At 69.2% G+C, this 18,058-nt stretch carries 18 protein-coding genes; 6 read left to right on the top strand and 12 right to left on the bottom strand.

The features are described from left to right. Window positions 1-73: 73 nt before the first annotated feature. Both ACFO8M_RS14215 and ACFO8M_RS14210 read right to left on the bottom strand, forming a co-directional pair. Complete coding sequence (locus ACFO8M_RS14215; RefSeq protein ID WP_387976309.1) at window positions 74-2,389, bottom strand: protein kinase domain-containing protein; 2,316 nt, start codon at window positions 2,387-2,389, stop codon at window positions 74-76. Continuing rightward, window positions 2,370-3,434, bottom strand: coding sequence for a patatin-like phospholipase family protein (locus ACFO8M_RS14210; RefSeq protein WP_387976306.1), 1,065 nt, complete (start codon window positions 3,432-3,434; stop codon window positions 2,370-2,372). Before ACFO8M_RS14210 ends, ACFO8M_RS14215 begins: the two co-directional genes overlap by 20 nt. Window positions 3,435-3,632: 198 nt before the next feature. Between ACFO8M_RS14210 and ACFO8M_RS14205 the strand changes: the two genes are divergently transcribed. From ACFO8M_RS14205 to ACFO8M_RS14195, 3 genes are read left to right on the top strand one after another with little or no spacing between them, the layout of a single operon-like run. After that, a complete protein-coding gene (locus ACFO8M_RS14205; protein ID WP_387976303.1) occupies window positions 3,633-4,574 on the top strand; it encodes a hypothetical protein in 942 nt (313 codons plus the stop codon). Window positions 4,575-4,588: 14 nt separating this feature from the next. Continuing rightward, complete coding sequence (locus tag ACFO8M_RS14200) at window positions 4,589-4,717, top strand: hypothetical protein (protein ID WP_387976301.1); 129 nt, start codon at window positions 4,589-4,591, stop codon at window positions 4,715-4,717. Further along, window positions 4,710-5,837 carry an amidase gene (locus ACFO8M_RS14195; protein WP_387976298.1) on the top strand — a complete coding sequence of 376 codons (1,128 nt, stop codon included), beginning with the start codon at window positions 4,710-4,712 and terminating at the stop codon, window positions 5,835-5,837. Before ACFO8M_RS14200 ends, ACFO8M_RS14195 begins: the two co-directional genes overlap by 8 nt. A gap of 328 nt (window positions 5,838-6,165) precedes the next feature. Here the strand turns inward: ACFO8M_RS14195 and ACFO8M_RS14190 are convergent, their stop codons facing one another. Then, entirely contained in the window at window positions 6,166-6,786 is a 621-nt protein-coding gene (locus tag ACFO8M_RS14190; RefSeq protein ID WP_112135091.1) for a response regulator transcription factor, read from the bottom strand. Window positions 6,787-6,975: 189 nt separating this feature from the next. On the opposite strand from ACFO8M_RS14190, the gene ACFO8M_RS14185 reads away from it, so the two are divergent. Next, complete coding sequence (locus ACFO8M_RS14185; protein WP_387976296.1) at window positions 6,976-8,706, top strand: P-loop domain-containing protein; 1,731 nt, start codon at window positions 6,976-6,978, stop codon at window positions 8,704-8,706. Between the two features lie 269 nt (window positions 8,707-8,975). On the opposite strand, the gene groL is transcribed toward ACFO8M_RS14185, so the two are convergent. Continuing rightward, the gene (gene groL / locus ACFO8M_RS14180) at window positions 8,976-10,613 is read right to left on the bottom strand and encodes a chaperonin GroEL (protein WP_387976293.1); all 1,638 of its coding nucleotides are present in this window, start codon (window positions 10,611-10,613) and stop codon (window positions 8,976-8,978) included. A 53-nt stretch (window positions 10,614-10,666) separates the two neighbouring features. After that, complete coding sequence (groES, locus tag ACFO8M_RS14175) at window positions 10,667-10,966, bottom strand: co-chaperone GroES (RefSeq protein ID WP_091037834.1); 300 nt, start codon at window positions 10,964-10,966, stop codon at window positions 10,667-10,669. A gap of 218 nt (window positions 10,967-11,184) precedes the next feature. Here groES and ACFO8M_RS14170 point away from each other — a divergent pair, with 218 nt between their 5' ends. Next, on the top strand, window positions 11,185-12,348 hold the full coding sequence (locus ACFO8M_RS14170) for a THUMP-like domain-containing protein (RefSeq protein ID WP_387976289.1): 1,164 nt from the start codon (window positions 11,185-11,187) through the stop codon (window positions 12,346-12,348). On the opposite strand, the gene ACFO8M_RS14165 is transcribed toward ACFO8M_RS14170, so the two are convergent. From ACFO8M_RS14165 to ACFO8M_RS14145, 5 genes are all read right to left on the bottom strand, one after another. Continuing rightward, entirely contained in the window at window positions 12,345-12,629 is a 285-nt protein-coding gene (locus ACFO8M_RS14165) for a HigA family addiction module antitoxin (protein ID WP_387976286.1), read from the bottom strand. The two genes, ACFO8M_RS14170 and ACFO8M_RS14165, sit on opposite strands and share 4 nt — an antisense overlap. 46 nt (window positions 12,630-12,675) lie before the next feature. After that, window positions 12,676-12,957 (bottom strand): type II toxin-antitoxin system RelE/ParE family toxin, encoded by a 282-nt coding sequence (locus ACFO8M_RS14160; RefSeq protein WP_387976283.1) that lies wholly within the window; start codon window positions 12,955-12,957, stop codon window positions 12,676-12,678. 153 nt (window positions 12,958-13,110) lie between these two features. Continuing rightward, a complete protein-coding gene (locus tag ACFO8M_RS14155; protein WP_387976282.1) occupies window positions 13,111-13,503 on the bottom strand; it encodes a RidA family protein in 393 nt (130 codons plus the stop codon). Window positions 13,504-13,556: 53 nt separating this feature from the next. Continuing rightward, a complete protein-coding gene (gene purE / locus ACFO8M_RS14150; RefSeq protein ID WP_387976279.1) occupies window positions 13,557-14,069 on the bottom strand; it encodes a 5-(carboxyamino)imidazole ribonucleotide mutase in 513 nt (170 codons plus the stop codon). Window positions 14,070-14,071: 2 nt separating this feature from the next. After that, window positions 14,072-15,205 (bottom strand): 5-(carboxyamino)imidazole ribonucleotide synthase, encoded by a 1,134-nt coding sequence (locus ACFO8M_RS14145; protein WP_387976277.1) that lies wholly within the window; start codon window positions 15,203-15,205, stop codon window positions 14,072-14,074. 179 nt (window positions 15,206-15,384) lie between these two features. On the opposite strand from ACFO8M_RS14145, the gene map reads away from it, so the two are divergent. Next, on the top strand, window positions 15,385-16,152 hold the full coding sequence (gene map, locus ACFO8M_RS14140) for a type I methionyl aminopeptidase (protein ID WP_387976275.1): 768 nt from the start codon (window positions 15,385-15,387) through the stop codon (window positions 16,150-16,152). Here map and ACFO8M_RS14135 read toward each other — a convergent pair. Continuing rightward, a complete protein-coding gene (locus tag ACFO8M_RS14135) occupies window positions 16,149-16,778 on the bottom strand; it encodes a GNAT family N-acetyltransferase (RefSeq protein WP_387976272.1) in 630 nt (209 codons plus the stop codon). The genes map and ACFO8M_RS14135 overlap by 4 nt on opposite strands. 31 nt (window positions 16,779-16,809) lie before the next feature. Further along, window positions 16,810-18,048, bottom strand: coding sequence for a molybdopterin molybdotransferase MoeA (locus tag ACFO8M_RS14130; RefSeq protein WP_387976269.1), 1,239 nt, complete (start codon window positions 18,046-18,048; stop codon window positions 16,810-16,812). Window positions 18,049-18,058: the final 10 nt, after the last annotated feature.

The following is an 18,058-nucleotide window of genomic DNA, read 5'->3' as shown; positions in this document are numbered from 1 at the left end:
CCCTTGCTCCATACCTACCGGGCGAGACCAGGCTTGACAACCCGACCACCCCACTAACTGAACGGCATTGCGCTTAGGCGACCGGCTCTTTCACCGGTGCCTCGACGCGGGGCTTCGGGGCCTCCTTGGCCGACTTGCCCTCCAGCACGTCGAGCCGCTCGGCCGCGAGGATCGCCCGTGTGAGGCCGGCCCGCACGTAGGGCGCGTCGGAACCGGTGTTCTTGACGTACTGGATGCCCATGTTGATCAAGCCGATCGCAATGGCGTACATGAGCTCGTCCTGCAGCCGGTCGTTGTAGAGGAAGGTCCCGATGATGACCACCGGCACGGCGTAGAGCCAGGCGACGGGCGCCCAGGACTCCATGCGCTGCAACGTCATGATCTCCCCCTTGGGGACTGTGGAGAGCCCGGCCTCGCGGGCCCGCGCGTTCGCGTCGCGCGCGAACCACAGGCATGCGGAGATCATCACCGCCACCGTGATGATCCCCAACGGGGAGAAGATCACCCACCACCGCCGCTGCACCAGCGTCGGCACCAGGATGTAGATGAACGGGTAGATCGCCGTGGCCCGCATCATGAACGAGGCCGCGGCTGTGCGCACGCCCTTCCAGCCGCGCCTGCGCAGCGCCGAATGCGGCGTCATGTCGGCGAAGATGTTCAAGTACAGCCGCACACCCGTGAGCGCGTATGTGAGGGCGACGATCCGCACCGGCAGGTTGTCCCAGGCGTCCGGAATCGGGTAGTCGGCGGCGCGGATGTCGTCGAGGAAAGGGATGCCGTCCCCCGAGCGGTTGAGGAAGAAGTTCGCGTATTCGACGTACTTCGCCTGCCAGAAGAGGTCGAGATCCCGCGACCACCAGGTCAGCACCAGCGCAATCGTCACCCATGCCAGGAACGCGCAGGCGATCGCCCAGCGCTTGAGCGCCTTCGCCTGCCGCAGGTGGTGGGCCTGCATCGGACGCGTCGCCTTGTCGGTCGTCTTCGCCTGCCTTTTGCGGACCTTCGCGATGGCACGCTGCCGGGCGACCTCTGTGGCACCGGGCACGATGCCCTTCACACGCTGCCGCAACGTCTTGGGCTTCCCGTACTCGGCCGCCTCGAGCACCTCGATCTCGCGCACGAAGAGGTCGCGGATCTCCTTGAAACCGGCAGGCCCGGGTCCGATGCCGGAGACGATCAGGCGCCGGCCCGGATCGGCGTCGAGCAGGTCCTCGAGGAGGCGGGCGAGACCGACTGAGGCGACGTAGAACTGGTCGGGCACCGTGCCGTCGGTCGTGCGCGGGATGCCGCCGATCGCGATGAGCACCATGCCGAGTGAATAGAGGTCGGCCCTGGGGCCGCCGATGCCGTTGGCCTTGACCTCGGGCGCGACGTATCCGGCCTCGCCGGGTTCGGCCCCGGGGAGTATGCGGGTGTGGAGGAAGTTCACGCCGAGGTCGATGAGCTTGAGCTTGACGGTGGTGTCGTTCTCCGCCTGGACGATGATGTTCGACGGGGTCAGGTCGTCGTGATGACCGACCTTCTCCGCGAGCACGGCCATCGCGTCCAGCAGGGCGGTGCCGAGGACGCGCAGCTGCTCGACGTCGATGGCACGCAGGATCTCGGACTTCGGTTCCTTGCGCTTCCCGGCGATCGAACGGAGGTGGTCGGTGAGGGTCGGACCGTCGACGAAGTCCATGAACACCCAGCTGTCATGGCTCGCCCAGACCGTGACCAGCGGTGACTCCTTGGGGCGGACACCGCCGAAATCGCGCTGGTAGTCCTTGGTGGCCTTGACCATCGCGGGAGTGCGCAGGTGCGGGTAGATGAGGCATTTCAGGGCATGGCGCTCGGCGCGGCCGACCGCGGGGGGCTTCGCGTACACGGAGATGATGATCGACGTGGTGCCGTGGCGGTGGAATTCCATGGAGGTGAAGTCGATGGTGTTCCAGACGGCTGCCACCGGCCCGTCGCTTTCAGACGGCGCGTACAGACCCTTCATTGCCTGTTGCACCTGGGGATCGGCGATGAGCTTGCGGCACAGTGCAACCGGCGACTCACCGGCGATCTCGCCGCTCTCGTAGGCCTCGCCGAGGTAGCGGATCCGGTCGGAGCGGTGCATCGAGACGAGCGTGAGCAGGAAGACCCCGAGATAGCCGGTGGTCACGGGACTCACCCGGTCGTCCGCTTCGGGGTCGGACCACCAGGCCCAGAGCGCTTCCATCTCGACGGACCGGTCGACGGTGAGCCGGTCGGCATAAGCGCGCTCGTCGAGCGGCACGTCGAGGAGCGCGGCCCGCCAGTCCTCGGGCTTCCAGCGATCGAGCTTCGTTGCGGCGGTTCTGTTTTCGGTGCGGCCGGTGAGGTGCGCGCAGGCGGCGGAGAGGAGGTCAACCGATGCGTTCGCCATTGGCGGTCCTAACGGTGACGAATCGGGGCACGGAGCGGAAGGAGCCGTCGCGGATCTCCGCGACCGGGATCCCTTGGATCGCGGCGCTCATGACGGCGTGCGCGTGGCGGGCGGCGGCGGTGAGCGCGTCGCGGTCCCTGGTCTGGTTGCCCACTTCACGCATCCACGGCAGCGGCGCGAGGTCAAGGACGCTAGGTCCTGGTCCGGGCTCGGTCATCCACTGCTGCAACTGTTTTCGTTGCGTCCGGTACCCGAACTGGGAGTCGACGTAGGCCCGGCCGAGTCCCTTCTTGAGCCGTTCCAAGTAGGCGACGGAGAAGCGCCGGCCCGGGGTGAGGCGGGTGGGCGGGGCCTTGATCGGCTTGGTGCTCAGGGAAAGCACGTGCGTGCACCCGTCTTCCAGTGCGAGCAGGTGGGGGTGGGCGGTGAGCACGCCGCCGTCGAGGGCCCGCTCGCCCCGGAACATGCCGGTGCCGGGGACGGCCACGGGCATCCAGCAGCTCGCCTTCAGCGCCGATTTCAGGTCCTCTCTGGACTCGAACTCGTGCGGGCCGATCCCGGTGAGGCTGTCCACCAGGCTGATCGTGACATGGAACTCGACCGGGCTATTGAGGATCTTCTCGAAATCGAGCGGTTTGATGGCCTCCAGGACTTCCTCGAAGGCGTAGTCGAGGTTGAGCATGGGGCGCTTGGTGAACATCTGCCGCATGTCGACGAACTCGCGCGTGCACAGGTCGTCGAAATAGATGGTCAACGGGTACCAGCAGTCGCCGCCCGACATGAAATAGGCGGCGTTGATCGAGCCGGACGAGGTGCTGTACACGGCGTCGAACACGCCGCGCAGGCCCAGGTCGTCGAGGGCGACGAGCATCGCGGCGGAGGTGACCCCGCGCATCCCGCCGCCTTCGACGGCCAGGCCCAGCTTGCACCCGTCGACCCGGGCGCCAGGCGCGGAACCCGCGGCTTGACGTGCCCGGACCAGTTCGAGGACGGGATGGTCGTCGGCCCAGTAACGGGCGGCGTCGAAGGCGTATGCATCGGACAATTCGGCCTCGCTCAGGGGAGATGGAGCGGCGGAATCGGATTGTCCTCAGGATAGCCCTAACGGCCACAATGCGCAGTCCGGAAAACGCCGGACCCGTCCCGTGTCCGAGGGTCGGAGCCGCACCGGCGTTTTCGGGTCCGCGACATGCGGGCCGCGCCGGGGGTTCAGATTTCGGCTGCGGCGAAATACCCTGGTGGCATGGCATCACTCACGCCGGAGGACCGGCTGCGGCTGGCCCAGGAGATGGACAAGACCCGTCTGCGCATGTACCGCATGAAGGTGCTCCGGGAGCAGCCCGACATCGGGCCGTTGGCGCAGCAGCGCGCCGTCCTGGACTGGATGAGCACCGGCGGGATCCAGGACTTCGGCGTCCCGCAGGAGGAGCGCCCGCAAGGGATGGAGGCGGCCCTCGCGAACGACCTCGAACGCTCGTATGCGCGACTCGCCGCGGCCTTCGACGCGACCGAAGCGCCCTGGGCGCTCGCCGGAAGCCTGGCGGTCTCGGCCCGGATCGAGCCCGTGTACATGACCCATGCGAGCGTGATCCTGTCCGTCAGGGAAGAGGAGGTCGCGCACGCCATCCTCGACGGGCTGGAGGAGTCGGGGCTGCGCCTGCTCAGCGTCACCGACCAGATGTCGGTCAAGAACTGGGACCACGAGCAGGGCCGACCGGCCGACCTGGCGAACATCGAGATCGAGCATCACCCGAACGGACTCGTCGCCGGAGCCCGGCTCGTCGACGACTCCGACGACCGGGACCTCGAGGTGGACTTGATCTTCGCCGCCTCCGGGATCGAATCCGAGATCACCGCCGCGGCCGAGGTGCTGGAGATCCTTCCCGGGCAGGAGTTCCGGGTGGCCCGCACCGGGCATCTGATCGCGTTGACGCTCCTGTCGTTCGGTGAGACCGGTCGCCAGCCGCTGGCCGACCACTTCGAGACGATGGACGCGTTCGATTCCGAGCAGGCCTACGGCGGCATCCGCGAACACGCCGATCTCAAGGCGTTGACGGACGCGGCCACCGACGAGGACTGGCGTCTCGCCTGGGAAGCGGCCGACCTGATGACGAGCAGGAGCGCCACCAGGTCGCGCGACCTTCGGGCGGAGCTGGCGGCGTTCCTGGCGGAGTCGGAGGACTGAGTCCGCCGGCTCCGGTGCCGACACGCAGGCTCGTGGCGACCCTCGGCGGGCCGTTCGCCGAGACCGCGGAACACTGGATCACGACAGGTCTCGACGAAGACCTGGACGAGCGCACATCGCCGAAGGAGCTCCACCTTGACTGATCCATTCATCAGGACCTTTGAGGACATGGGGCGCGAAGGACCCTTGGCTGGGCTGCGTCTGGCGGTGAAGGACCTGTTCGACCTCGCGGGAGTGCCCACGGGCGCAGGCAATCCGCGTTGGCTCGAGACCCATGAGGTGCCGACCGAGGACGCGGCGGCGGTGGCGCGGCTGCGCGCCGCCGGTGCCCGCGTGGTCGGGAAGACGATCACCGACGAGTTGGCGTGGAGCCTCAACGGCACCAACGCGCACTACGGGACGCCGGAGAATCCGGCCGCACCCGGGCGGGTGCCCGGCGGGTCCTCGTCGGGGTCCGCTTCGGCGGTCGCCTTGGGGCTGGCGGACATCGGCCTCGGCACGGACACGGGCGGTTCGATCCGCGTCCCGGCGTCCTATTGCGGGCTGTACGGCCTGCGGCCGACCCACGGGCGGGTGAGCCTGGAGGGCGCGGTGCCGCTCGCGCCGTCGTTCGACACGGCCGGGGTGCTCACGCGGGACGCGGCGACGCTGCGGCTGGCGATGGGCGTGCTGCTCGAAGGGACCGCAGCGGCCGGGCCGATCACGAGACTGCTCGCGCCCCAGGACATCTGGGACGAGATCCCGGAGGCGACACGGGCCGCGGTGATGCCGAAGGTCGAGTCGCTCGGGCTCGAGGTGGACCACTCGCCGCTGTTCGGCGAGGTGGACGATCCGTCGCCCCTGGAGACCGCGCGGGTCGCCTATGCGACCTTGCAGGCTTGGGAGGCGTGGCAGGCGCACGGCGGGTGGATCGAGGCGAACGCCCCCGAGTTCGGGCCGGGCGTGACGGCCCGGTTCGCGAACGCCGCGAAGATCGGCAGCGCCGATATCGCTGTGGCGCAGAAGGTCCGCAGCGGCATCGTCGCGCTCGTCCGGGACCGGCTGCCGGAGGGCACCGCGCTGGCGATCCCGGCCGCGCCGGGACCTGCTTTCAAGATCGGTGGAGCGCCCGACCGCGAGGCGATCGTGCGGCTGACGTGCATTGCGGGGCTGGCGGGCGCGTCGGGCCTGGCCGTGCCGGCCGGCACGGTCGATGGTCTGCCGGTGGGACTCCAGCTCGTGGCCGCGCCGGGCGGCGACGAAAGGCTGCTGGAACTGGCCTGACCGGAAGCGCTCCGAGTCGATAGGTCGGTAGCCGCCGAAGGCGATCCGGCCGCGGGTCCTCACCGCGTGCCGGTGGCGTCCGCGTCCGCCGCGGCGGCCTCGCGAAGCTCGAGATCGAGCGCCGCGTGCCGCCGCCAGGACCGTGCCGCGGGGCCCCCGCCCCGCGGAAGGCCTCGGTCCGGTCGTCTCGTCTCATCGGGTTCTCGCGCGTAGGCGATCCGGTACCAGTGAGGCTGCCGGTCACTGCGGTCTCGCTGCGCGCGGATGGGTCCGGGGAACGGTCGCGTCCTCCCCTGCCAGTCGGGACGCGTTTGTCTTCAGTGGATGTTCAGCAGACGAGGCCGGAACGGAAGGCCTCGGCCACCGCGTGGGCCCGGTCGCGGGCGCCGAGCTTGCGGAACATGCGCCGCGCGTGGGTCTTGACGGTGTCTTCGGAGACGAACAGGTCGCGTCCGATCTCCGCGTTGGACTTCCCTTCGCTCATGCCCCGCAGGACTTGGAGTTCGCGCTCCGTGAGCTTCATGCCCTGGAGCGTCGAGCGCTGCCGCGGAACGGCTTCCGTGACGCGCTGGAGCGTCGGCGAGGCGAACATGATCGCCTGCGCCAGCGCGACCAGCAGGTCGTCGGAGTTGTTGGACGGGGTGCGGATGACACCCCGGGCGCCCGCGGCGACCACCATGGCCGCCGTGCGCGGATCGGCCGCTCCGGACAGGAGGACTCCTGTCCTGGGCGAGCGGGCGCGGACGGTCTTCACGAACTTGACCGGGTCGGGCGCGGCCAAGGCCACGTCGACCAGCACCACGTCCACTTGGCGTCGGCCGAGCTCGAGGAACAGCTCCGGCGAGCCCTCGACCGACTTCACCGCCTGCGCCAAGCCCATGCGGGTCGCGCAGGCCGAGATCTTCTGTCCGGCTTGAGGAGTCTTAACACAGACCAGTACGGTTCTCACTTTGTTCTACCTTTCGCTGCGGTAGGCCGTGCGTGTCTCTCTGTTACCAGCACGCAGGCGGTCCGCCGCCATGACGCGAGTTCGCGCGAATTTTTCGAGTGACTTTTCGAGTTTTCGGGACGAGGCGTGGACGCATGGTGTTCGGGTTCGCTGACGCGAGTTCCTCGTCCCGGATGGGAAACTGGGGGCATGACACAGCGAAGAGGCGGTCGACGGTACCGAGCCGAGTCCCGCGATTTTGGTGATTCTCGTTCACATCCACCTCGCCATGACCTGTCTAACGAACTAACGGCCCTGGAAGGTACGAGTTACGGCCGATATAAATCCTTGCGTGGCAAATGGTGGGCAGGTCCGGCGATTCTGGACATTTCCAAGATCCAGTCCGACCCGTACGCGCCGCCGAGCCGGGTCGCGCTCGAGTTCGACGCCGAGGCCGCTGACCTGCTCGAAGACTGGTACGCGACGCCGGAGCGGCGGCGGGCGCTGGCGGTGCTGCTCGCCAAGCGCTTCCGGAAGGCGTGCCCCACAAGGGACCTGCGGATCGATGCGGGCGGGCAGGAGATCCTCCGCCGGGCCTCCTGCACGGTGGGCGAGGACGGGTCGGTGGTGTTCCGACTCGGCGCGCAGCTGCCGGGGCACGGGCGGCGGATCGCGGGGCGGCAGGCCGCGCGGCTGCTGTGCGAGATCCTGCCCGACGCGGCCGACGAGACGCTCGCGGTGCCCGAGGAGGACGTGCTGGTGTGGACGCGGCACGCCGATGACCTCAAAGCGCTCAGGGAGGCCGTGGCGGCCGCGGGACTGGTCGGGTTCGTGGCGGACGGGGCGATGCTCGCGAGGCGTTCAGGAGTGGACCAGCGGCCCTTGGAGAACGGCGTGCCGTTCGCGACGCCGGAGTCGATGGCGGTCGAGTTCGACCTGCCGCACGCGGGGACGGTGCGGGGCATGGGGATCGGCCCTGGAGTCACCCTGATCGTCGGCGGCGGCTTCCATGGCAAATCGACCCTGTTGCGGGCCTTGGAGTCCGGGGTGTGGGACCACATCCCCGGGGACGGGCGCGACCTCGTTGTCGCCGACTCGTCGGCGGTGAAGATCCGGGCCGAGGACGGCCGCGCGGTGACGGGCGTCGACGTCCACGCGTTCGTCGACCACCTGCCGAGCGGGGACGACACGCGGCATTTCACGACCGAGAACGCGTCCGGGTCCACCTCGCAGGCGGCCGCGGTGGTCGAGGCCCTTGAGGCGGGCGCGAAGGCGCTGCTCATCGACGAGGACACGGCCGCGACGAACCTGATGATCCGCGACGCGCGCATGCAGGAGCTCGTGGCGAAGGACCGCGAGCCGCTGACGCCGCTGGTGGACCTGGTGCGGTCGATGGCCGACGACCACGGGGTGGCGACGATCCTCGTCATGGGCGGCTCGGGCGACTACATGGACGTGGCCGACCGGGTCGTGCTCATGGACGCGTACCGGCCTGAGGACGTGACGGAGCGGGCGAAGGCCTTGGCGGCCAAGCCGACCGGGCGGACGGTGGAGGCCGGGGGCTTCCGGATGCCGCGGGCGCGCGTGATCGACCCGCGGTCGGTGTCCTCCGAGTCGCGCGGGAAGCAGAAGATCAAGGCCGGCGGCACGGACGGGCTGCGATTCGGCGAGTCCGATGTGGATGTTCGATCGGTGGAGCAGATCACCGACCCGGCGATGACGACCGGGATCGGCCTGGCGATCGAGGCGGCCGTGCGGCACGGCTGGATCGACGGGGAGGCCACCGTGGCGGAGGTCCTGGACCGCTTGGACGAGGTGCTGGACGCCGGCGGCGAGGCCGAGCTGCTGCGGATCCGGGAGGTGGACCTGGCGGTGCCGAGGCGGTACGAGGTGGCGGCGACGCTCAACCGGATGCGGGAGCTCGTGGTGCACCAGGAGTGATGGGGCCCTGCGGATCCTGGTGGAACCAGGCATCTGGGAGGGAACAAAAAGTGCCTTCGCGGCTCCGATCCCCAAAGGCCGCGAAGGCACTTGAACTCTATCGGTTTCCCGACAGTAGTGCGACTAAGTGTCGGGATGTTGACACTTGGAGTTCCGTCCAGGCGTTCGACCTGGGCTTAAACCACGGCCGAAGAACGGAGCAAGGCCGCCGACGGTGTCGGCGGCCTTGCTTGCGTTCCGTTGCGGAGTCCTACGACCCCGGCCCGGCTCTAGTGCGAGTGGCTGTGCCCGCCGTGCGAGTGCGAGTGGCCGTGACCGGCTTCCTCGTCCTCGTCCGCGGGCTTGTCCACGATCGTCACCTCGGTCGTCAGCAGCATGCCGACGATCGAACCGGCGTTCAGCAGCGCGTTGCGGGTGACCTTCACCGGGTCGATGATCCCGGCGGTGACCAGGTCCTCGTACTCACCGGTGGCGGCGTTCCAGCCTTCGCGCCAGCCCTTGCCCTCGACCGCGTTCACGATCACGTCGCCGGACTCGCCGGCGTTGATCGCGATGCGGCGCAGCGGCTCGGACAGCGACTCCTCGACGATCCGCAGACCCACGCGGGCCTCCGGGTCGTCCAGCTCGATCTTCTCGAGCACGCTGATCGCGTGGATCAGGGCCGCGCCGCCGCCGGCGACGATGCCCTCTTCCACCGCGGCCTTGGTCGCGTTGACCGCGTCCTCGATGCGGTGCTTGCGCTCCTTCAGCTCGACCTCGGTGGCCGCGCCGACCTGGATGACGGCGACGCCGCCCGAGAGCTTCGCGAGGCGCTCCTCGAGCTTCTCGCGGTCCCAGGAGGACTCGGTGGTGGAGGCCTGCTGCTTGATCTGCGCGATGCGGGCGTCGACGTCCGCGCGCTCCCCGCCGCCGTCCACGATCGTGGTGGCATCCTTGGAGACGGTGACGCGACGGGCCCGGCCCAGGTGCGACAGGTCGGCGGCCTTGAGCTCCAGGCCCACCTCAGAGGAGATGACCTCGGCGCCCGTGAGGGCCGCGATGTCGCCCAGGATGGCCTTGCGGCGGTCGCCGAAGGCCGGGGCCTTGACGGCGCACACGCGCAGCGTGCCGCGCAGGGCGTTCACCGTCAGGGTCGCGAGGGCCTGGCCCTCGACGTCCTCGGCGATGATCAGGAGCGGCTTCGAGGTCTCCACGACCCGCTCCAGCACCGGCAGCAGCTCTTCGATCGAGCCGACCTTGCCGTTGGTGATGAGGATGTAGGGGTCCTCGAACACCGTCTGGCGCGAGTCCTGGTCGGTGATGAAGTTCGGCGAGATGAAGCCCTTGTCGAACTGCATGCCCTCGGTGACCTCGAGGATGGTCTCCAGGCTGGAGCCGTCCTCGACCGAGATGACGCCCTCGACGCCGACCGTGTCCATGGCCTTGGCGATGAGCTCGCCGATCTCCGGGTCCTGCGCCGAGACCGCCGCGACCTGCGCGATGTTCTCGTGGTCGGAGATCTGGATGGCCTGGCGCAGCAGCTCGTCCGAGACGGCGTTCGCCGCGGCCTCGATGCCCTTGCGGATCGCGATCGGGTTGGCCCCGGCCGTGACCGCCTTGATGCCCGCGCGGCTCATCTTCTGAGCCAGCACGGTCGCGGTGGTGGTGCCGTCGCCCGCGACATCGTTCGTCTTGGTGGCGACTTCCTTGACCAGCTGCGCGCCGAGGTTGGCGTACGGGTCGGCGAGCTCGATCTCCTTGGCGATGGTGACGCCGTCGTTGGTGATCAGCGGCGCGCCGAAGGAGCGCTGCAGGACCACGTTGCGGCCCTTCGGGCCGAGCGTGACCTTGACGGTGTCGGCCAGCTGGTCGATACCGCTCAGCAGGTTGTGCCGCGCGTCCTCGGCGAAGTTGAGAATCTTCGGCATGGGTGTCCCTTCCTAAGACACGAAAGGGCCCTCAAGTGAGGGCCCCAGGCGTGCTAGTTCTCGACGACCGCGAGGACGTCGCGCGAGGACAGGACGAGGTACTCCTCGCCGTTGTACTTGACCTCGGTCCCGCCGTACTTGGAGTAGATGACCACGTCGCCGACCTTCACGTCGATCGGGAGGCGGTTGCCCTTGTCGTCGAAGGCGCCCGGGCCCACGGCCAGAACGGTGCCCTCCTGGGGCTTCTCCTTGGCGGTGTCGGGGATGACGATGCCCGAGGCGGTGGTGGTCTCGGCCTCGTTCGCCTGGACCACGATGCGGTCGCCCAGCGGCTTGATGGCAGCCTTGCTCACTTGGTTTCTCCAAACCTGCGTGTTCAATACGGATGTCGCCACGACGGCTCGGGTCTCGTCGTCGCGGGTGCCGAGGCACCGGCCCGTGGCTGTTGGCACTCTCCAGGTGAGAGTGCCAAGCCGATCATAGCGCTTAGCAATCTCGGTCTGCGAGTGCTAAGACGTAAGTTAATTCACGCAGGTGGGGACCGTCAACACGGGGTCTCCGACGTCATACCATGAGGCACGTGGATACCAGCCTGCTCCAAGCCCTGAAGGCCGCCCCCGAGCTCCAGAACCAGGCCGCGGAGGCCCTGCGGAAGGACGGCGACCGGGCGCCGCTGACCTTGCGGAAGGCGGGCATCGCCCCCGATCTCGCGGCAGCGGCATTGACGCTGGCGGACCTGCGCGAGCACGCCAGGACCAAGTTCGGCGAGCGGGCGGAGAACCTCTACTTCACCAGGGCCGGCCTGGAACAGGCCACGCGGTGGGTGGTGGCGGAACGCCGGGCCGCGCGGTTCGCGAGGCACGCGGACGAAGTGACCGACCTGTGCTGCGGACTGGGCACCGAGGCCCTGGCCTTCGCGGAAGCGGGCATGAGGGTCGAGGCCGTGGACATGAGCGCGGAGACCGCCGAGTACGCGAAGGCGAACGCCGACGCGACAGGCCTGACGGTCGAGATCAAGGTAGGCGACGCCCTCAAGACCCCCCTGCTGGAATCGGCCTTCGCCGACCCGGCCCGCCGCTCGGGCGCGGGACGGAACTTCAACCCGGCCGACTACTCGCCGCCGTTGAACGACCTCCTGACCCACATGTCGAAGACCAAGTTCGCCGCCCTGAAACTCGGCCCGGGCATCAGCCATGAGTGGATTCCAGAAGGGGCCGAAGCGGAATGGGTCTCGGTGGATCGGGACGTCGTCGAGGCCTGCCTATGGCTGGGCGAGGCAGCGGAGGTCAAGCGAAGGGCAAGCCTCTACAAGTCGGGCAAGTGGCACGAGCTGACGGGTGCAGGCAACGAGCACGCCGAAGTAGGCGAGATCGCGGACTACCTCTATGAGCCGGATGGAGCAGTGATCCGGGCAGGCCTGGTGGCAGAGCTGGCGGAGCAGCTGGCAGCCCACACCGCCAACGAGACCATCGCCTACCTCTACAGCAATGAGCTGCGGGAAACCCCGTTCGCCAGGGCCTGGAAGGTGGAGGAAGTCTGGCCCCTCCACCCCAAGAAACTGCGGACCCTGTTGGCAGAACGAGAAATCGGCCGCCTGACGATCAAGCAAAGAGGAACGGGAATCGACCCGGCAGCGCTGAGGAAGCAGCTGAAGCTGAAGGGCGCCAACGAGGCGACGCTAGTGCTCACCCGCCTCGGAGAAGCCCACGCGGCAATCCTCTGCCAAGAGGCCTAGGCGGCCGCGAACGGCTTGATCTGACGCAGATCGTTCGCGAGGCGGTCGCGCTCGATCTCGAGGTCGTAGCGGTTCTGGAGGTTCATCCAGAACCGGTCGGAGGTGCCGAAGTACCGTGCGAGCCGCAGAGCGGTGTCGGCGCTGATGCGCCGTTTACCGTGCACGATCTCGTTGATCCGTCGTGGCGGCACCCCGATCGCCATCGCAAGCCGGTACTGAGAGACGCCCAGTGGCTCCAGGAACTCCTCGGCCAGAATCTCTCCCGGGTGAATCGGCGGCATCAATGCCTCCATCAGCCTCCCCTTCCCGTGTCGCGTCCACCTCAATCTAGTGATAGTCAACGATCTCAACCCCTTCCGGGCCCGCATCTGTCCAGCGAAAACACACCCGCCATTGCTGGTTGACCCGGATGCTGTGCTGCCCTTCACGGTCGCCTTTCAGCTTTTCGAGGCGGTTGCCGGGCGGTACCCGAAGGTCCTCGATCGTCTCAGCCGCGTCGAGCATCGTCAGCTTCCGGAGCGCGGCGCGCTGCGTGGCGTCGTCGAACCTCTTCGATCGCTTCCTCTCCCATATCCGCTCGGCTTCCTTGTCGGCGAATGACCTAAGCACGCCCAATAATAACGCATCGCGTTAATAACGTCGAGCGTTCATACAGTGCCGCGTGGGCTTCGGCGAGTTCTTCCTCCGTGAATTCGCCACGCCCACGGGTGTGCGCGTTGAGAAGCTCACGAAGGCGCTCTCGCCGAGGCGGTCGGTGGTCGCTCATTCGGGGAGGCGGGCGGTTAGGTCGACTTCTATGAGTTGGCCGGGGTAGCCGAGGGCGGTTACCCCCATTACCGTGCTGGCGGCTTTGAAGGCGGGGCCGAGCGGGGTCTTCTCGGAGAGGTGGTGCCAGGCGCCGCCGACGGTGGCGCTGTCGGCGCTCACCACGTAGACGACCGAGCGGACCACGTCCTCCGGTTTCGCCCCGACCGAGTCGAGGGCGGCGAGGCAGTTGGCGACCACCTGGTCGATCTGCGCTTCGAGGTCGCCGATACCGACGACCTGCTGGTCCTGGTCGACCGGGCACTGTCCGGCCAGATATGCCGTGCGGCCCGTTTCGACGATCGTCACGTGCTCATAGCCCCCGGTGGGGTGCAGCTCATTGTTCGACACACCGCGAGTCTATGGCCGGGGCCCCCGGTCGGGAACCGAGTTTTCCGGAGCCGCTACTCGGGATTGGCGATGCGGTAGCGGAGCTTGGCGTCCTTCTCGGTGACCATGCGTTCGAGGTCGACCTGGAAGTCCGAAATCTTCTGGCGGAGGGCCTCGTCGGTAGCGCCGAGGATGCGGACGGCCAGGAGGCCCGCGTTGCGCGCCCCCGCCACCGAGACCGTGGCGACCGGGATGCCGGCCGGCATCTGGACGATCGAGAGGAGGGAGTCCATGCCGTCGAGGTGCTTGAGCGGCACCGGGACGCCGATGACCGGGAGCGGGGTGGCGCTGGCGACCATGCCGGGCAGGTGGGCGGCGCCGCCGGCTCCGGCGATGATGACCTGGAGGCCGCGGGAGGCGGCCGAATCGGCGTAGGAGAGCATCCCGTGCGGGGTGCGGTGGGCCGAGACGACGCGGACCTCGTGAGCGATGTCGAACTCTTTGAGGGCTTCGACGGCCGCTTCCATGACGGGCCAGTCGGAGTCGGAGCCCATGATGACGCCGACGCGCGGCTTGTGCTCGGTCATGTCTATTCGCCTTCTTGAAGCCATTTCGCGGCCCGCAGGGCGCGGCGCCGCAGGACGTCGGGGTCGTCGCCGCAGACGGTGACGTGGCCGATCTTGCGGCCGGGCCGCACCGCCTTGCCGTAGAGGTGGACGTGCGCGCCCGGGTCTTCGGCGAGGAGGTGCTGGAGGCGCTCGTCGAGGCGCGGGCCGCCGGGCGGGCCGCCGAGGACGTTGGCCATCACGGTGTACGGCGCGGCGGTCTCGGTCGAGCCGAGCGGGTAGTCCAGGACGGCGCGCAGGTGCTGCTCGAACTGGCTGGTGCGGGCGCCTTCGATGGTCCAGTGGCCCGAGTTGTGGGCGCGCATCGCGAGTTCGTTGACGAAGAGGCCCTTGCTGGTCTGGAAGAGTTCGACGGCGAGCATGCCGCAGACGCCGAGTTCGGCGGCCACGGTTTCGACGATGTGCCCGGCCTGCTCGGCGGTCGCCTCGTTCAGGCGCGGGGCCGGGGCGATGACCTCGGTGCAGATGCCGCCGGTCTGGACGGTCTCGACGACCGGGTAGACGGCGGTCTCGCCGCGCGGGGAGCGGGCGATCTGGATCGCGAGTTCGCGCTGGAGGGCCATGCGCTCCTCGACGATGAGGCGGATGCCGGAGGCGAGCACCGCTTCGGCGTCGGCGGGCGTGTCGATCATCCACACGCCCTTGCCGTCGTAACCGCCGGTGGCGGCCTTGAGGACGCACGGGAGGCCGAAGGCCTCGACGTCCGAGATGGAGTCGACGGGGGCCCAACGAGGTTGGGGCAGGCCGAGTTCGGTGAGGCGGGTGCGCATGGCCTGCTTGTCCTGGGCGTACAGCAGGGCCTCGGGGCGGGGCTGGACCTCGACACCCTCGGCGACCAGGACGCGCAGCGCCTCTTGCGGGACGTGCTCGTGGTCGAAGGTGACCACGGTGCAGCCCTTGGCGAAGCCGCGGAGGTCCTCGACGTTCCGGTAGTCGCCGTAAGCGGTCGCGGGGGTGACGACGGCGGCGCTCTCGGCCGGGTCGCCCGCGAGCACTTTGAGGCTCTGGCCGAGGGCGATGGCGGCCTGGTGGGTCATGCGGGCGAGCTGACCGGCGCCGATCATGCCCACCGTCGGAAGTTGCGTCGCGGCGTCCACGGCCAGAGCCTAACCCGGGCCCAGGTCCCGGCCCCGGTGTTCGGCACGTGGCGTGACCTGGACCCTTACAGGATGATGGGATGTCTCGGCGGTCGCAGTTTGCGGGGGCTCGCGGCGGCGGTGGGCGAAAGCGGCGATGATGGAGGGGACACCGCTTTGCCGAGTTCCGAAGGGCCGCCATGATCGAGTACTACTCCCCCGCCGAGATCGAGGCGATGCGTCCGGCAGGGCGCTTCGTGGCCGGGATCCTCACCGAGCTGTCGCAGACCGCCGAGGTCGGCATGAACCTGCTCGAGCTCGACGACCTGGTCGCGCGCCGCATCAAGGAGGCCGGGGCGGTCTCCTGCTATGTGGACTACCACCCGTCCTTCGGCGGGAGTCCGTTCGGGAAGGTGCTGTGCACCTCGGTGAACGACGCGGTGCTGCACGGCCTGCCGTTCGACTACAAGATCCAGGACGGCGACCTCGTGAGCTTCGACTTCGCCGCGGAAGTGGACGGCTGGGTCGCGGACTCGGCCCTGTCGGTCGTGGTCGGCAACGCGAGCGAGCAGGACCTGCACCTCATCGACACGACGGCGCGGGCGCTCGAGGCGGGCATCGCGGCGGCGAAGGTCGGGAACAAGCTCGGGGACGTCGGACACGCGATCGCCACCGTGGCGCGCGGCGACGGCCTCGGTGTGAACACCCAGTTCGGCGGCCACGGGGTCGGCCGGACCATGCACGGCGACCCGCACGTGCCGAACGACGGCCGCCCGGGCCGGGGCATGAAGCTCAAGCCGGGACTGGTCATCGCGATCGAGCCGTGGTTCCTGCAGACGACCGACGAGATCGTCTACGACCCGGACGGCTGGACGCTGCGCAGCGCCGACGGTTCGCGGGGCGCGCACATGGAGCACACGATCGCCGTCACCGAAGACGGGCCGATCGTCCTGACCGCCAGGAGCTAGTGGTCCGCTTCGGTCCGGGCGAGCCGGGTCATGCGGTCGATCATCCGCTCGGTGGCGATCTCCTCGGCGGTGACGGCGTACCCGTAGTGGTCGCGCCAGTCGCCGTCGATGTAGAGGTAGCGCTTGTGCAGGCCTTCGCGGCGCAGGCCGAGCTTCTCGGCGACCCGGTTCGACGGGCCGTTCTCGGGCCGGATGTTCACCTCGATGCGGTGCAGGCGGCCGACGGTGAGCGCGTGGTCGATCACGAGCGCCAGCGCGGTGGCGGTGATGTTGCGCCCGGCGTGGCCGCGGTCGATCCAGTAGCCGGCGTAGGCGGAGCCGAAGGCGCGGCGCACGATGTTGCCGACGGTGAGGCCGCCGACGAGCCCGCCCTGCCAGCAGACGGCGAGCGGCCAGCTGGTGCCGTCCTTGATGGAGCGTTTGAGGCCGCGGACCATCGCGCGGAACGCGGCGGGCGAATGGGCTTCGTGCCAGGTGGTGCCGGTGCCGGGTTCCCAAGGGGCGAGCCAGGCTTCGTTGGCGCGGCGCAGTTCGGACCAGCGGTTGGCGTCGGAGCGTCGGAAGGGGCGGACGCTGACGTCGCCGTGGTGCAGGTGCACGGGCCAACCGGGGTTGGAGAGGGTCATTCGGTGTCCAGCGGCGGGTCGTTCGAGAAGATCATCGGTTCCGGTCCAGGAGCAGCACGTCTACGGTCGATCCGGCGGGCACCCGGGTCGCGTTCTCGCCGATGGTCATGAGACCGGTCGCCTCGGCGAGTCCGGAGAGCGTGTAGGAAGTGGATCCCAGCGGGGCGACGGTGTAGCCGCCGCCGCGCCTCTCGGCGACGCGGACGGGCCGGAATTCCCTCAGCCCGTTCGGTGAGGATACGGGCTCGGTCAGGTTGGCGCGCACGCTGGGCCGGAAAACGGGCTCGGCTCCGGCGAGGCGCTGGATGAGCGGGCGGGCGATCACCTCGAAGGCGATGGTGGCGGCGACGGGGTCGCCGGGGAGGCACACGACGGGGACCTCTTCGGGGCCGATGGTGCCGAAGCCCATGGTCTCGCAGAGGTAGACGGCGACGGGGTTGAAGTCGACGGCGCCGTCGCGGGAGAAGGTGCGGCGGACCATGTCGCCGGGGCCGAGGCCGGTGCCGCCGGTGGTGATGACGAGGTCGGCGCGGAGGATCTGGTCGTCGAGGACGGACCGGAGGGCGTCGGGTTCGTCGTCGCAGATGCCGACGCGGTAGGCGTGGGCGCCGGCTTCGGAGGCGGCGGCGGTGACGAGGTGGGAGTTGACGTCGATGAGCTGGCCGGGCTGGGAGGGCCGGCCGGTGTCGACGAGTTCGTCGCCGGTGGCGATGACGACGACGCGGGGGGTCGGGCGGACGACGACGTCGGCGACGCCGGCGGCGGCGAGGAGGCCGATGAGGTTGGGGGTGACGCGGCGGCCCTCGTGGGCGAGGATCTCGCCCGAGGCGCGTTCGGATCCCATGCGGCGCACGCCGTGTCCGCGGCGGGGCACCTGGCGGACGTCGACGGTGGCCATGCCCTCGTCGGTCCAGGCCAGGGGCACCACGATGTCGGCGCCGACCGGAAGGGCGGCGCCGGCGGCGACTGAGAAGCACGTGCCGGTGACGAGGCGGACGGGCCGCCAGGACGACGCGGCCAGGTCGCCGAGGACCTTGAGGCCGACGCCGCGCTCGGGGCTGGCCCCGGCGATGTCGTCGGCGTTGCACGCGTAGCCGTCGATCGCGGCGTAGTCGAAGGCGGGGACCGGCCCGGGGTTGACCGCGTTCTCGGCCAGGACCGACCCGGTCGACTGGGTCATGTCGATGTCGACCGGGGGCAGGGGTCGCACCAGGGCCAGCGCCTTCGCAAGGAAGTCGGCCAATGGTGTCGCCTCGCCGGTCCCCTTCACTCCTCATCCC

The sequence above is a fragment of the Glycomyces rhizosphaerae genome (assembly GCF_042647865.1).
In the GTDB taxonomy this organism is placed as follows: Bacteria; Actinomycetota; Actinomycetes; order Mycobacteriales; family Micromonosporaceae; genus Glycomyces; species Glycomyces rhizosphaerae.
Note: the sequence above shows the minus strand (reverse complement) of the source record. Positions and strands in the feature narration are given on the sequence as shown.